The sequence below is a fragment of the Sanguibacter massiliensis genome (genome assembly GCF_900240335.1).
Classification (GTDB): Bacteria; Actinomycetota; Actinomycetes; order Actinomycetales; family Cellulomonadaceae; genus Flavimobilis; species Flavimobilis massiliensis.
Genome location: NZ_LT964979.1, coordinates 2,001,758 through 2,015,802, shown reverse-complemented (window position 1 = coordinate 2,015,802; position 14,045 = coordinate 2,001,758). Strand labels below are relative to the sequence as shown.

Annotated in this window: 13 protein-coding genes and 1 pseudogene; 9 read left to right on the top strand and 5 right to left on the bottom strand. The window is 73.3% G+C overall.

Translation table 11 applies throughout. The features are described from left to right. Window positions 1–126 precede the first annotated feature (126 nt). From C1729_RS09395 to C1729_RS09385, 3 genes are all read left to right on the top strand, one after another. On the top strand, window positions 127–1,419 hold the full coding sequence (locus C1729_RS09395) for a sensor histidine kinase (protein ID WP_102509708.1): 1,293 nt from the start codon (window positions 127–129) through the stop codon (window positions 1,417–1,419). Beyond that, the gene (locus C1729_RS09390) at window positions 1,416–2,042 is read left to right on the top strand and encodes a response regulator (RefSeq protein WP_102509707.1); all 627 of its coding nucleotides are present in this window, start codon (window positions 1,416–1,418) and stop codon (window positions 2,040–2,042) included. Before C1729_RS09395 ends, C1729_RS09390 begins: the two co-directional genes overlap by 4 nt. Before the next feature lie 206 nt (window positions 2,043–2,248). After that, window positions 2,249–3,148, top strand: a complete 900-nt coding sequence (locus tag C1729_RS09385; protein WP_102509706.1) for a protein NO VEIN domain-containing protein — start codon at window positions 2,249–2,251, stop codon at window positions 3,146–3,148. Window positions 3,149–3,236: 88 nt separating this feature from the next. Here the strand turns inward: C1729_RS09385 and C1729_RS15045 are convergent. Then, window positions 3,237–3,632, bottom strand: a pseudogene (locus C1729_RS15045) (alpha/beta hydrolase family protein); the annotation flags it as partial. 72 nt (window positions 3,633–3,704) lie between these two features. On the opposite strand from C1729_RS15045, the gene C1729_RS15040 reads away from it, so the two are divergent. The 3 genes from C1729_RS15040 (at window position 3,705) to C1729_RS09365 (ending at window position 6,008) form a co-directional block, all read left to right on the top strand. Continuing rightward, a complete protein-coding gene (locus C1729_RS15040; protein ID WP_102509705.1) occupies window positions 3,705–4,514 on the top strand; it encodes a MerR family transcriptional regulator in 810 nt (269 codons plus the stop codon). A gap of 163 nt (window positions 4,515–4,677) precedes the next feature. Next, window positions 4,678–5,040 (top strand): GntR family transcriptional regulator, encoded by a 363-nt coding sequence (locus C1729_RS09370; RefSeq protein WP_102509704.1) that lies wholly within the window; start codon window positions 4,678–4,680, stop codon window positions 5,038–5,040. Continuing rightward, entirely contained in the window at window positions 5,037–6,008 is a 972-nt protein-coding gene (locus tag C1729_RS09365) for a hypothetical protein (RefSeq protein WP_102509703.1), read from the top strand. The genes C1729_RS09370 and C1729_RS09365 overlap by 4 nt, the downstream gene beginning before the upstream one ends. Window positions 6,009–6,026: 18 nt before the next feature. Here the strand turns inward: C1729_RS09365 and C1729_RS09360 are convergent, their stop codons facing one another. The 4 genes from C1729_RS09360 to C1729_RS09350 all read right to left on the bottom strand — a co-directional run bounded on the left by C1729_RS09360 (window position 6,027) and on the right by C1729_RS09350 (window position 11,964). Further along, window positions 6,027–6,431 (bottom strand): hypothetical protein, encoded by a 405-nt coding sequence (locus C1729_RS09360; RefSeq protein WP_102509702.1) that lies wholly within the window; start codon window positions 6,429–6,431, stop codon window positions 6,027–6,029. Window positions 6,432–6,457: 26 nt separating this feature from the next. Then, on the bottom strand, window positions 6,458–6,601 hold the full coding sequence (locus tag C1729_RS14620; protein ID WP_165375472.1) for a hypothetical protein: 144 nt from the start codon (window positions 6,599–6,601) through the stop codon (window positions 6,458–6,460). A gap of 119 nt (window positions 6,602–6,720) precedes the next feature. Then, the gene (gene hrpA, locus C1729_RS09355; protein WP_102509701.1) at window positions 6,721–11,439 is read right to left on the bottom strand and encodes an ATP-dependent RNA helicase HrpA; all 4,719 of its coding nucleotides are present in this window, start codon (window positions 11,437–11,439) and stop codon (window positions 6,721–6,723) included. A 51-nt stretch (window positions 11,440–11,490) separates the two neighbouring features. Next, a complete protein-coding gene (locus C1729_RS09350) occupies window positions 11,491–11,964 on the bottom strand; it encodes a hypothetical protein (RefSeq protein WP_102509700.1) in 474 nt (157 codons plus the stop codon). Between the two features lie 142 nt (window positions 11,965–12,106). Between C1729_RS09350 and C1729_RS09345 the strand changes: the two genes are divergently transcribed. From C1729_RS09345 to C1729_RS09335, 3 genes are read left to right on the top strand one after another with little or no spacing between them, the layout of a single operon-like run. Further along, window positions 12,107–12,805, top strand: a complete 699-nt coding sequence (locus C1729_RS09345) for a SanA/YdcF family protein (protein WP_102509699.1) — start codon at window positions 12,107–12,109, stop codon at window positions 12,803–12,805. A gap of 9 nt (window positions 12,806–12,814) precedes the next feature. Beyond that, complete coding sequence (locus C1729_RS09340) at window positions 12,815–13,510, top strand: hypothetical protein (protein WP_102509698.1); 696 nt, start codon at window positions 12,815–12,817, stop codon at window positions 13,508–13,510. Beyond that, window positions 13,507–13,983 carry an aminoacyl-tRNA deacylase gene (locus C1729_RS09335; protein WP_102509697.1) on the top strand — a complete coding sequence of 159 codons (477 nt, stop codon included), beginning with the start codon at window positions 13,507–13,509 and terminating at the stop codon, window positions 13,981–13,983. Before C1729_RS09340 ends, C1729_RS09335 begins: the two co-directional genes overlap by 4 nt. Window positions 13,984–14,045: the final 62 nt, after the last annotated feature.

Genomic DNA, 14,045 nt, shown 5'->3' with positions numbered 1-14,045 from the left:
CGCGGCGCCACGCACCCCTCGAGCCTCCGCCTCGAGCCCCCTCGCGGGCATCGGCCGCGGCGGGGTCCTCGGATCGTCCGAACGGACGATGACGTGCGCACGGCCGATGCCTAGGGTGGTGGTGCCGTGATCTCCGACCTCCGCCCCGTTCCGCTCGTGCTGCGTGCTGGCCCGCACCTCGTGCTCGCGCTGCTGCTCGTGCTCGTCGTCGTGCGCGCCCTCGGGACGTCCGGGGCGGGTGCCGTCGCGGCGCTCGCGGCCGCGATCGGCCTCGTCGACGCTGCGGGCATCCTCCGCGGGGACCTGCGGCTCGTTCCGCCCGGCACGCACCCGAGCGGCGGAGCTCCGGGGCGGGGGCGTGCTGCGACGGCGTGGCTCTCGGTCATCGTCGCCCTGTGGATCGCGCTGCTCGCGGTGACGCCCGAGGCCGTGTGGCTCGCGTTCCCCCTCTTCTTCCTCGTGCTCCAGGTCCTGCCTGCGCTCGTGGGCGCGGTGACGCTCGCGGTGCTCGTCGGCGCGTCCGTCGGTGCGTACGGGCTGCATGAGGGCCAGCTCGACGTCGGCGCCGTCCTCGGGCCCGTGCTCGGTGCGGCCTTCGCGGCCGCCGCGGTTCACGGTCATGCGGCGCTCGCGCGCGAAAGCGAGCAGCGCCGCGTGCTCATCGCGGAGCTGTCCGTCGCGCGTGAGGACCTTGCGGCCGCGTCCCGCAACGAGGGCATGCTCGCGGAGCGTGAGCGGCTCGCGCGCGAGATCCACGACACGCTCGCCCAGGGTCTCTCGTCGATCCAGCTGCTGCTGCGCGCGGCCGAGCGGATCCTCGACGACGCCGCGGCATCGCACGCCCCGGGCGGGTCTGTGGCGGGCGCCGATCCGCGGATCGCAGACGAGGTCGCGACAGCAGCCCGGCACGTCACGCAGGCGCGTGAGACCGCCGGGGAGAACCTTGTCGAGGCGCGTCGGCTCGTGCGTGCCTGGACGTCGCCCGACCTCGACGCCGGAGGACTCGTGCATGCCCTCGAGCGGCTCGCCGCCGCACCTGACGGGCCGCGCGTCCACGTGCACGTCTCGGGTGACGCGGGTCCGCTCGGGCCCGACGCCGAGCAGGCGATCCTGCGGATCGCCCAGTCGGCGGTCGGGAACGCGCGCCGGCACGCGGGCGCTCAGCGGGTCGACGTGACGCTCTCGTTCATGGACGACGAGGTCGCGCTCGACGTCGTCGACGACGGCAGCGGCTTCGACGCCGACGCGGTTCTGGCGCGCGGTGCGGGTGCCGACTCAGGGTTCGGGCTTCCGGGCATGCGCGCGCGTGCGCGGTCGCTCGGGGGTGTGCTCACGGTCGAGTCGACACCCGGGCTGGGGACGGCCGTCGCCGTGAGGGTGTCTGTGGACAGCTCTGCACGAGAAGGTGGCGCCCGATGATCCGCATCCTGCTCGCCGACGACCATCCTGTCGTCCGCGCCGGCGTCCGCGCCCTCCTCGAGACCGAGCCCGACCTTGAGATCGTCGGCGAGGCCCCCACCGCCGCCGACGCTGTCCGGCTCGCGGCCGAGGCCTGGCCCGACGTCGTCCTCATGGACCTGCAGTTCGGCGACGGCCCCGCCGGCGGTGTCGAGGCGACCGCGACGATCACGTCCGCCGGCCCGACCCCGCGCGTCATCGTCCTCACGACCTACGGCACCGACGCCGACATCCTCGCAGCGCTCGAGGCCGGAGCCGTCGGCTACCTCCTCAAGGACGCGCCCCCCGAGGAGCTCGTGGCCGCCGTCCGCGCGGCCGCTGCGGGCGCGTCGGCGCTCGCGCCTGCGATCGCGACGCGCCTCGTCGAGCGCGTCCGGACCCCCGGCACGCAGCTCACGGCGCGCGAGACCGAGGTGCTCGCGCTCGTCGCCGAAGGGCTGACGAACCAGCAGGTGAGCAGGCGGCTCTTCCTCTCCGAGGCGACGGTGAAGTCGCACCTCGCGCACGTGTTCACGAAGCTCGGCGTCGACTCGCGCACGGCCGCCGTGACGACGGCGCGCGACCGGGGCATCCTCCGCGCCTGACACCCTCCCCACGGATTGACGCGTCCCACCCGTCCGACGGGGGGACGCGTCAATCCGCGAACGAGGGGTGGTGCCAGGCCGTCGATAGCCGATCCGGACGCCGGGGGCGTACGGATCGGCTATCGAGGCGGCGCCTCACGGCGCCGCCTGCGACCAGGGCCCGACGGTCCCCCGACGACGGCCGCACGGACGGCTAGTCTCAGACCATGTCGAACGCGAGCACCGAGCAGCCCGAGCCTCACGCCCCTGAGGTCGGAGCCTGGGTCATCACCTGCAGCCCGGAGCGCAGCAAGCCGGAGGTCGCGCTCGCGAAGCGCGGCCTCGACGACTTCTGGAGCCTGCCGATCGGTTCGCTGGCGCCCGCCGCCGCGATGCGCGAGGGCGACGCGGTCATCTTCTACGTCGACAGGGGCTCGTCGAAGGTTGATGCCGGGTTCTGGGGTGCAGGCCGCATCACGGACACGGTCGTGCGAGACGTCGCGAGCGACCCCGGTGCGTGGCTCGACCGGCCGCGCGCGGACGAGCGCACGACGTGGGTGCGGATCGCCGTGACCTTCTGGGACATGCCGGTGACGCTCGACCAGGCCGGCGACGACGCCGTGCTCGCAGCCTCGACAGCCGTGACGGAGCCGCAGCCCGCTCCGGTCGCGCTCACGCAGGCCGAGCTCGACGCGCTGCTCGTGCTCGCCGGCCGCGACGACGTCGACGACGGCGCGGGCGGCGTCACGTCCCCCTACACGGCCTCCGCACTCGGCGCCCGCGTCGAGAAGCGTGCCTTCAAGGCCGCGCTCAAGCACTACAAGAAACTCGGCTTCAAGCCTGTCGACGACGTACGTGACGAGCCGGGCCACGGGTACGACCTCGAGCTCAAGCGGAAGGTCGAGGGCGTCAAGGAGACGATCCGGGTCGAGGTGCGTGGCAAGGTCGGGCCCGACCCGTCGGTGAGCCTCACCCGACGCGAGCTCAAGGCTGCGAAGAAGGACAAGGGCTGGCGGCTGCTCGTCGTGACGAACGTGTTGGAGAAGGAGTCCGTCGTCACGGAGCTCGACGGCAAGGCGGCGCGCAAGGCGTCGTCGGCCGAGGCCCACCGCGTCGTCCTGGGCTGAGCCGCGCCGCAGCGTCCTCGGCTGAGCTGCTCCCCGGCGCCCTCGCAAGTGCCGATAGCCGATCGGTGCACGCGACGTGAACCGATTGGAACCGATGGGCCGTCGTGCCGTCGTCGGCCTGCGGCAGGACCGACGCGCTGAGCAGCGAGTACCAGAGCGAGAGCCCCTCGCCGACCGGCACCCGGTAGTCCTTGTCGCCGTGGACGACGAGCATGGGCGTGCGGATCGCACCGACCGACCGGTGCGGCGACCACGCCGCACGCATCTCCGGGGTCATCTCCCGCGCCCAGTACGACGGGTGGTCGGTCGTCGGCAGGAACAGCTCGAGCGACCACAGTCCCGCATGCGAGACGATCGCCCGGAAGCGGTCCGTGTGCCCCGCGACGCAGTTCGCCATGTACCCGCCGAAGAACCCGCCCATCGCGGCCGTGCGTGTCTCGTCGACGTCGGCACGGGCCGCGGCCGCGTCGGTGAGCGCGAGAAGGTGAGCGCGAACCGCGCGGCGCCCCTGCGCACGCTTGCGCCTGCCCCTGGGGCAGGGCCTAGCGTCGTGCGCATGACGACGACATTGACGGTCGGGGCCCTCGCGCGGACGCTCGGCGTGTCCGAGAAGGCCGTGCGGCTCTGGACGGATCGCGGACTGCTCGACGCGACGCGCACGGGCGAGGGTGCGCCGCGCGCGTACGGGCCCGAGCAGGTCGTGCGCGGGCGCACGATCACGCTGCTGCGGGCGCTCGACGTGTCGCTCGCGGACGTCGCGACGGTTCTCGACGCCGCCGATCCTGTCGCGGAGTTCGACGAGCTGTGGGGTGCGGTGTGGGCGTCGCTCGAGGGGCGGCTCGCGGCCGCCGGGTACGTGCGGTCCGTGCTCGCGGGGCAGCCTGCGCTCGACGTCCCGCACGAGGTGCGGGACGTACCGGCGCGGCTGCTTCTCACGCTCGGAGGCTCGGCGACGCTCGGCGAGCTCGCGGGGCTCATCCCGGCGCTCACCGACCGGTTGTTCGTCGCGCTCACGGAGACGGGGGCGACGCTCGCGGGCGTGCCGTCGGTGCAGTACCACGAGCGCGCGACGGAGCACTCGGCTGCGCGCCTCACCGTGCGGGTGCCGGTCGCGGCGCCTTGCGTGCCACCGCCGGGCATGGCTCTCGTCGCCGAGGAGGCCGGCCGGGAGATCGTCGTGGCGCTCGACCAGGACCAGGCGGCGGACCAGTCGTTCATCGTCGCGGTCCACGATCATGTGGCGCTCGCGGCGGGGGACGGGGCGCTGGCGGTCGTCGGCGACAACCGGGAGTCGTACCTGCCGACGTGGGGGCTCGGCCTGGATGGTCCGGTCCTGGAGATTTCGGCTCCGGTAGTGCCGCGGTAGGAGGGCCGTCTCCCGACGGTGCCGCGGGAGCAACGCGCTCCCCGACGGTGTCGCAGGAGGAACGTGCTCCCCGACGGATTGATGGCTTCCCCCCATTCGATGAGGGAAGCCATCAATCCGTCGGCACTTGTTCTAGTTGTATGGTAACAACTACGATGAGCGTGTGCTCCTCACGATCGACCCCGCCGCGCCCGAGCCGCTCTTCGAGCAGCTCGCCGCACAGCTGCGCGCCGCCATCGCCGCAGGGACGCTCTCCGCGGGCGACCGCCTCGCCCCCGCACGCGACGTCGCCGCAAGCCTCGACGTCAACCTCCACACCGTCCTGCGCGCCTACCAGGAGCTCCGCGACGAAGGCCTCGTCGAGCTCCGCCGCGGCCGCGGCGCGACCGTCGCCGCGCGCGCCGACGACGCCGGGCTCCGCGACGCGCGCCTCCGCGCCGCGATCGACACCCTCGTCGCCGAGTCCCGCCGGCTCGGCCTCGACCCCCGCACCACGACCGCCCTCGTCAAGGAAGCACTGCGATGACCTCCACCACGCGCACCGTCCCGCACCGCGGGATCACAGCACTCCTCACGCTCGTCGTCCCGCTCCTCGTCCTCGCCGCCGCGCTCCTCGTCGTCGGGGGCTGGCGTGACGAGCTGCCCGCCGAGGTCGCGACGCACTGGAGCAACGACGGCGTCGACCAGGTCGGCTCCGCGGCGGGGATGCTCGTGACGTTCTCCGCCATTGTCGTCCTCTTCTCCGTCGCCATGTGGGCGCTCGGCACGTTCGCCGGGCAGGCCGCCATGACCCGACGCTTCGTCGCCGGCATCGCCGTATGGCTCGCGATCTTCCTCGGCGGGATACTCGTCGTCACCTTCGACGCCCAGCGCGGACTCACCGACGCGCGCGACGCGACCGGCATCGGCGGGGGCGTCGTCGTCACGCTCGCCATCGCGTTCGCGGCCGGCATCGCCGCCGCGAGCGTCGTCCCACGCGACCCCCACCGCCCCGCCCACTCGGCTCTCCCGGCCACGACGACGACGCTCCCGCTCGACGTCGACACCCGCGCGACCTGGGTCCGCACGACCCGCCAGGGGCACGCGTGGCTCATCATCGCCGCGATTGCCGTCGCCTCCGTGGGCCTCGGAATCGCAACCGACTGGTGGATCGGCCTCATCCTCGGCGTCGGGCTCACGCCGCTGCTCATGCTGCTGAGCGCGACCGTCGTCATCGACGCGCGCGGCCTCATGGCCCGCACCGCGTTCCCCTGGCCGCGGATCACCGTGCCGCTCGACGAGATCGAGGACGTCAGCGTCGTCCGCGTCGACCCCATGGGCGAGTTCGGCGGCTGGGGCATCCGCACCGCCCTCGACGGCAGCATCGGCATGGTGCTGCGCAAGGGCGACGGGATCGAGGTGCGGGCGACCGGCGGACGACGCTACGTCGTCACCGTCGACGACGCCGCGACAGGCGCGGCGCTGCTGGCGACGCTTGCGGGACGCGCGCGCTGAGCTGCCGCGGCAACCGGGTCAGCCGTCGACGAGCTGCGCGCCGCTCGTGTCGAGGCTGATGGTCCACCGGCCGTCGTCGGCCTCGACCGTGGCACTGCCGCCCGCGCCCTCGGGGACGTGCCAGTCGACGGTCCACGAACCCTCGGCGTCGGGAGTGACGGTGCCGACCTCAAACCGGGCGCCGTCGACGACCGCCGTGAGCGTCAGCGCACCATACGGGGTGCGGGGGCCAAAGCCGGGACCGACGTCGTCGCACGTCGAGTAGAAGAGTGCCCCGGTGACCGTGATGACGTCGCCGGGGGCGACGTCGGCCGTCGGCGCGCCGTCGAGCCGGATCTGAGGCCCGACGCACGTAGCGGCGACTCGCGGTCCGTCGGTGGCCGTCGGGCCCGCGCACGCACCCAGGGCAAGGAGTGCGGTCACGGCGATCGCCGCACACCCGCGCCGATTCACGACGCCTCCCCGGACGTAGCCACGAGAGTGAGCGGCGTGGTCGCCTGAGAGGCGAGGTCGTCGGCGCCGGCCTCGAGCGTCGCCTCGCCGGGGATCTCAGTCGCAGGGACGACGACGGTGACGATCCGATGGGTGCGCATGCTGGCCTCCTGTGACGATGTGGACTGCACTTTGTCTGTGTCGCGAGGGGCCCGCGGCTTGCGTGGCCCGGCCGGGGCGGAGGCGTGAGGCGTGCTCACCGTCCGGGATCGTGCGCCGGTCAGCCCGCGAGCAGCGCCCGGATCCGCTTCTCCGAGACGGTGCCGTCCGTGCCGAGCTGCTGCGCGAAGAACGACACGCGCAGCTCCTCGAGCATCCAGCGCGCCTCCTCGAGCGCTGCGAGGCGGGCGTCGTCGGGCTTGCCCGCCGCGTACGCGGCGCGGGCCTGGTCGTAGACGTCCTCGACGTCGCGGATCTTCCACGCGAGCTCGGCGTCGCGGTTGGGGTTCTGCTCGGCCTTCGTGAGGCGGTGCGAGGCCGCGCGCAGGTAGCGCGGCAGGTGGCGCAGCCGCTCGGGCGGGGTCGCGGTGACGAAGCCGTCGAACACGAGCCGCGCCGCGTCGTCGCGCACGTCCGTGAGCGTGTTGAGCAGCGCGAGGCTCGTCGACGTGCGCACCTGCGTGTCGAGCTCGCGCGCCGCGGCCAGGGCCGCGACGACGTGCCCGACGATCTGGTGGACCCGCTCCTCGAGGCGCTCGCGGACGACGCCGCGCGCGACCTCGTAGGCCTCGCGCGAGCGGATCGTCGACGCCTCGGGGACGCCCGGCTCGCTGCCCGACGTCAGCGCGGCGATCGCGGCCTTCTGCACGTCGCCGACGAGGGCGTCGGTGCTCCGGTACGGGCTCGACGCGAGCGTGAGCGCCTGCTGACCCGTCCACCGGGTCGTCACGCGCTGCGTCTGCAGGCCGGTCTCCGCGAGGAGCAGTGCGCGCACGCCCGCCGCGTGGTCGGGGGCCTGGCGTCGGCGGTCGGCCAGGATGCGGAGAGCGACGGACTCGACGTTGCGGCCGCCCTGCGCGCCCGCCGGGCGCTTGCCGCCCGCTGCGGACCCGCCCGACGACGTGCCCTTCGCGCGTGCCGGCGCGAGCTCGACGACGAGCGCGGGGTACCCGCGGACGGTCGTGGCCGACGGGCCTGCGCCGAGGCGCGTGACGACCTCGTCGGGCAGCGCGTCGCCCGGGACGGGCTCGCCGGTGGGTGAGGTGAGCGTCGGCCACGTGGTGAGCCGCTCCTGCTCGGCGAGCAGCACGCCCGCCTCCTCGACTGGTCGGTCTCCAGCACCGTTCGATGGTGCTCCGGACCTACGAGTCGGATCAGACGGGTCGACTGGAAGGTCTCCAGCACCGTTCGATGGTGCTCCAGACCTACGAGTCGGAGCGGAGGGGGAGGCGGAGCCGGCGGGGGAGCCGGAGGGGGCCGGGGTGCCCGCTTCGCGGATCGCGTCCGCCAGGGCCGTGCGGACCGCGGTCCGCACCTCCGCCTGCGTGCGCGAGCGCAGCCGGCGCTGCAGCGCGAGCAGGTCGGCGCCCTCGTCGACGATCGTCCCGCGTGAGTCGACGACGCGGAACTGCATGCGCAGATGGTCCGGCAGCGCGACGCTCGCCCACGCGTCGTCGGGCACGACGACCTCGCGCAGCGCGCGCACCGCGCGCGCGAACGCCTCGTGGAACGACGGCGCCATGTCGCCTGCGCGCGTGAGGTCCGCCCACGCGGCCTCGTGGGCGCGCAGCCACGCGACGACGTCCCGCGCGACGTCCGGCGCCGGCACGAGCTGCACGCGCACCGGCTTCGGCAGCGCGCGGATCGTCGCCGTCGCGAGCTCCGTCCACATGCCCGGGACGAGCCAGTCGAAGCCGTCGGGCACCACACGGTCGAGCACCGCGAGCGGCACGTGCACCGTCACCCCGTCGGTCTGCTGGCCGGGAGAAAGCTCGTACGTGAGCGGAAGACGCAGGTCGCCCTGCTCCCACGTGTCCGGATAGTCCGCGAGATCGACGTCCCCGGCCTCGGGCACGAGCAACTCCGGGGTGAAGGTCAGCAGCTCCGGGTCCGTGCGGCGCGCGTCCTTCCACCAGCGGTCGAAGTGCCGCGCCGAGACGACGTCCGCGGGCACGCGCGCATCGTAGAACGCGAAGAGCGTGTCGTCGTCGACGACGAGATCACGACGACGCGTGCGCGCCTCGAGCTGCTCGGCCTCGTCGAGCAGCTCCCGGTTGCGCGCGAAGAACTCGTGGCGCGTGCTCCACTCCCCCTCGACGAGCGCCTTGCGGAGGAACATCTCCCGCGCCCCCTCCGGATCGACACGGGAGAAGAGGACCTTGCGCTGCGCGACGATCGGCAGGCCGTGGAGCAGCACCTTCTCGAAGGCCTGCGCCGCCCCCTGCTTCGAGGACCAGTGCGGCTCGGAGTACACGTGCTTGACGAGGTGGGCGCCGATCTCCTCGGCCCACTCGGGCTCGATCCGTGCGACCTCGCGCGCCCACAGGCGGCTCGTCTCGACGAGCTCGCCCGCCATGATCCACGCCGGCGGCTTCTTCGACAGCGGCGAGCCCGGGAAGATCGCGAAGTGTGCGTTGCGGGCCCCCACGTACTCGTTGCGCGCCTGACGCGCCGCCCGACGGTCCTCGCGCGCAGGCCTGCCCGGCCGCTGCGCGCCGACCTCGGTGACCTGCTGCATGCCGATCTGCGAGAGCATGCCCGCGAGCAGCGCACGATGGATCGTGTCACCGTCCCAGCGGAAACGGTGCGTCTCGGTCTCGCGGGCCTCGCCTGCCTTCTCGGCGGCCTCCGCCATCGCCTCGGCGACGGACAGCGCCCGCGCCCCCGGCGCGGAACGACGCACGACGCCCGACGACGAGCCGTCGGCGACGACTGCCCGCGACGCAGGCTTGATCTCGAGGTCGAGCTGCTCCGCCATGTCCTTGAGCTGCCCGACGAGGTCCTGCCACTCGCGGACGCGCAGGAAGTTGATGAACTCCGCCTTGCACAGGCGGCGGAACGCCGACGACGACAGGGCGCGGCGCTGCTCCTTGAGGTACTCCCAGAGGTTGAGGTACGTGAGGAAGTCCGACGTCGGGTCCGCGAAGCGGCCGTGGAGCTGGTCGGCGTGCTGGCGTTGCTCCGTCGGGCGCTCGCGCGGGTCCTGGATCGAGAGGACCGCCGTGACGATGAGGACCTCGCGGCCCACGCCGCGTCGCGCGCCCTCAATGATCATGCGGCCGAGTCTCGGGTCCATCGGCAGGCGCGAGAGCGTGCGCCCGGTCGCGGTGAGCGAGGCGCCGTCGGCGAGCGCCCCGAGCTCCGTGAGCAGGGTGACGCCGTCACGCACCGCGCGAACGTCGGGCGGGTCGACGAACGGGAAGCCCGCGACGTCGTCAGGACCGTTCGCGACGCCCGACGAGATCATCTGGAGGATGACGCTCGCGAGCGACGTCCGCAGGATCTCGGGGTCGGTGAACTCGGGGCGCCCCTCGAAGTCGGACTCGGAGTACAGGCGGATCGCGATGCCGTCGGCCACGCGCCCACACCGCCCCGAGCGCTGGTTGGCGCTCGCCTGGCTCACGGGCTCGATCGGGAGCCGCTGGACCTTCGTCGCCTTCGAGTAGCGCGAGATGCGCGCCGTTCCCGGGTCGATGACGTAGCGGATGCCCGGCACCGTGAGGGACGTCTCCGCGACGTTCGTCGCGAGGACGACGCGACGCCCGCCGTGCGGCTCGAAGACCCGATGCTGCTCGGCCGCCGAGAGGCGCGCGTAGAGCGGCACGACCTCGACGGACAGCGGCGTGCCGCGCCCGTCGACTCGGTCGCCGAGGTGCCCGCGCAGAGCGTCGGCCGCGTCGCGGATCTCGCGCTCGCCTGAGAGGAAGACGAGGATGTCGCCGGGGCCCTCCGCGAAGAGCTCGTCGACGGCCTCGCAGATGCCCGTCATGAGGTCACGCTCGACGGCCTTGGCCGGGCGCTTCTTCTTCGCGGCCTTGCCGCCGCCGACCGCGCCCGTCGACGTGCCCTTGTCCTCCGCCGGATCAGGCAGGTCCTCGACGAGCGGTCGGTAGCGGATCTCGACCGGGTACGTGCGGCCCGACACCTCGATGACGGGTGCCGGCACCCGAGTGCCGTCGGCCGCCACGGACGCGAAGTGCTCCGCGAACCGCTCGGAGTCGATCGTCGCCGACGTGATGACGAGCTTGAGGTCCGGCCGCTGCGGCAGCAGCTGCGTGAGGTAGCCGAGGAGGAAGTCGATGTTGAGCGAACGCTCGTGCGCCTCGTCGATGACGAGCGTGTCGTAGGTCCGCAGCAGCGGGTCGCGCTGGATCTGCGCGAGGAGGATGCCGTCCGTCATGACCTTGACGAGCGTGCGGTCCGAACTCTCGTCCGTGAACCGCACCTGGTAGCCGACGACGCCGCCCGTGCGACCCCGCCGCACCTGCCCGTCGGGCCCCGTGTGCTCGTCGCCGATCTCCTCCGCGATGCGCTCCGCGACCGTCCGTGCCGCGAGGCGGCGCGGCTGCGTGTGGCCGATCTGGCCCGCCCGGCCACGGCCGAGGTCGAGGAGGATCTTCGGCAGCTGCGTCGTCTTGCCCGAGCCCGTCGCGCCCGCGACGATGACGACTTGGTGGTCGCGGATCGCGTCCGCGATCTCCTCACGTTGCGCCGAGACCGGGAGGTTCTCGGGGTACGTGATCGCGGGGACGTCGACGAGCGCGCGGATCTCCGCGGCACGCGCCGCACGCGCGAGCGCACGCGCGTCGAGGACCCCGCGGTCGAACGTGTCGCGCCGACCGCGACCGCGACCCTTGCCGCCGGCCTGCGACGAACGCTGCGACGGGCCCTGCGACGAGCCCTGCGAGGACCCGTGTTCCGGGCCGCGGCCGCGTCCGCCGCGACCCCGACGGGGACGCCCCTCGGGCGCGCTGGATCCGGTCGGTGTGCTCACGGGCACCCATTCTCCCAGGGTGGCGCAACCTCGATTCCCCAGGAGCGCCCCAGGATGTCAGCCCTTGAGGTTCCCGAGGAGGTTCTCGAGCTCGGTCTCGACCTTCGCGAGCGCGTCGTTCGCGGCCTTGCCGGCTGCCGAGTCGTCCTTCTCCAGACGCTCACGGGCCGCGTCGAGGTCCGCCTTCGCCTTGTCGAGCGACTCCCGAGCGTCGGTGACCTTCGCCTCCGCGTCGCCCTTCGCGGACTGCGCGGACTCGAGCGCGGCGCGGGCCTGGTCGGCGGCGCCCTGCGCGCCGCTCAAGGCCTTCTCGGCCGTGCCTTTGAGGTCTCCGGTGAGACCCTCGAGGCTCGCGCGGGCCTCGTCGGCCTTCGCCCTGAGCTCCTGGGCGCGCTGCGTGCCCGAGTCGACCATCTGCTTGAGCTGGTCGCCCGACGGCAGCGAAAACGACCCGTCGTCCGAGCAGCCAACAAGCACGGACGTGCCGAACAGCGCGGCGACGGCGAGAGCGGTGAGGCGACGGGCGGTCATGGGTCCTCCGTGAGGAGTGGGCGGCGAGGCACCACCGAGCCTAGTCGGGGCCGCCGACACTGGAGCGGCACACCTGCGGAGATCCTGCGCAGGAAGGTCCGTACCCGCGTGTTCCGGACGCGGACCGGGCAGGATGGTGCGCATGACGTCCCTGGTTGAGCTCGTCGAGGTCCCCGAGGCGCGACCGCGCCGCCGTCTGCGCCGGGCGCTCCTCGTCGCCGCGTGCGTCGGCGTCGTCGCCGTCGTCGCACCCGTCGCCGTCGTGCAGGCGAGCGGGCGGCAGCACGTCGTCGACCTTGCCGACGCACCCCCGCGGACCGTCGCGCTCGTCCTCGGCGCGGGGCTGCGGCCCGACGGAACGCCGTCGACGTACCTCGGGCGGCGACTCGACGCGGCCGTCGACCTCTATGAGCGGGGCGTCGTGCGCGGCGTGCTCGTCTCGGGGGACTCCTCGACCGTCGGGTACGACGAGCCGACGGCCATGAAGGACTACCTCGTGCGTGCTGGCGTGCCGGAGGGCGTCGTCCTCCAGGACTTCGCGGGGCTCGACACGCACGACTCCGCCGTGCGGGCGCGCACCGTCTTCGGCGTCGAGGACGCGATCGTCGTCACGCAGGACTACCACCTGCCGCGCGCCCTGTTCTCCGCCCGGGCCGCGGGGATCGACGCCGTCGGGGTCGCGGTGTCGTCGGCATCGGTCGAACCGTCGAAGCTCGCCGCGTGGAAGGTGCGCGACCTCCTCGCGTCGTGGAAGGCCGCTGTCGACGCCCTCGTCGGGCGCGATCCAGCGCGACCCTGGTCCGACGAGCCGGGCGTCACCGACGTCCTCGGCGCTCGGTAGTCTCGGCGCATGAGCGTCGACCGCCCCGCCACCTGCGCCCGCACGGGCCAGCGCTGCACGCCGCCCGCGCCGGGGGACGCGACCGTCGGGCTCCTGCTCCTCGTGCTGCCGCTCCTCGCGCTCGTCGTGTGGGTGAAGGACGAGGAGTCCGAGCTGACGAAGGGCTGGTTGCTCGCGTTCGTCGTCGTCTACGCCGTCGGCGTGACCATCGCGCTGCGCGGGTTCACGTCCGACGCGTCGCCGCTGCGCATGAACCGGCGCTTCGTGCCGATGCGCTACCTCGTGCTCGCCGTCGTCTGGGCCGTCGGGCTGCCGTGGGGTGTCGCGATGCTGCTCGCGCCCGGGACCGCTGCAGCCCAGGAGGCCGCGGCGCGCGGCGAAATCCACGGGACGCCGACGCCGACCGCGACCGCGTCGGACGGGTCGCTGCTGCCTGTCGAGCCGCCGTCGAACCTCGACCTGTGGGTCGCGTCGGGCGGGACCGTCATGTACGGGCAGATCGTCGTCATGCTCGCGTTCGCGGCGCTCATCGTGCTCGTGGTGCTGTTTGTGAGGGCGCGTCGGGCGCAGCTCGCGGAGTTTCCCCGCCTCCCACGGGACTCTCGCGCCGACGGGACAGACACGAGCGCGCGCGCCGGGCGCACAGCCAGCACACCCGCGGGCGGGCAGGCCCCGGACCTCGATCGTCGAGGATCCGACGCATGACCACCTCCCCCGACGGCGCCTCCCGCGCCCGCGCAGCTCTCGAAGCGTCCGGGATCCCGTTCACGTTGACGACGCACGGGCGCGTGTCCTCGCTCGCCGAGGCCGCCGCAGCACGCGGCGTGGAACCGTCGGGCATCATCAAGACGCTCGTCGTGAGACGCGGCGAGGGCGACTTCCTGCTCGTCCTCGTGCCTGGCGACCGTCAGATCTCCTGGCCCAAGCTGCGCGAGCTCCTCGGCGTCTCGCGCATGTCGATGCCCGACGCCGCGACGGCGTTCGAGGTCACAGGCTACGAGCGCGGCACGATCACCCCGTTCGGTGCAACGACCGCCTGGCCCGTCGTCGCCGACGCACGGGTCGTCGGGCAGGTATCGATCGGCGCAGGCGCGCACGGCACGGCCGCGACCGTCGACGGCGCCGACCTCGTGCGCGTGCTCGACGCGACCGTCGCCGACGTCACGGATCCGCTCTAGTCCTCACCACGATTCCGCGCAGATGGTTGCTGCCAGTAGCCATCTGCTCGGATTTTGCGGTG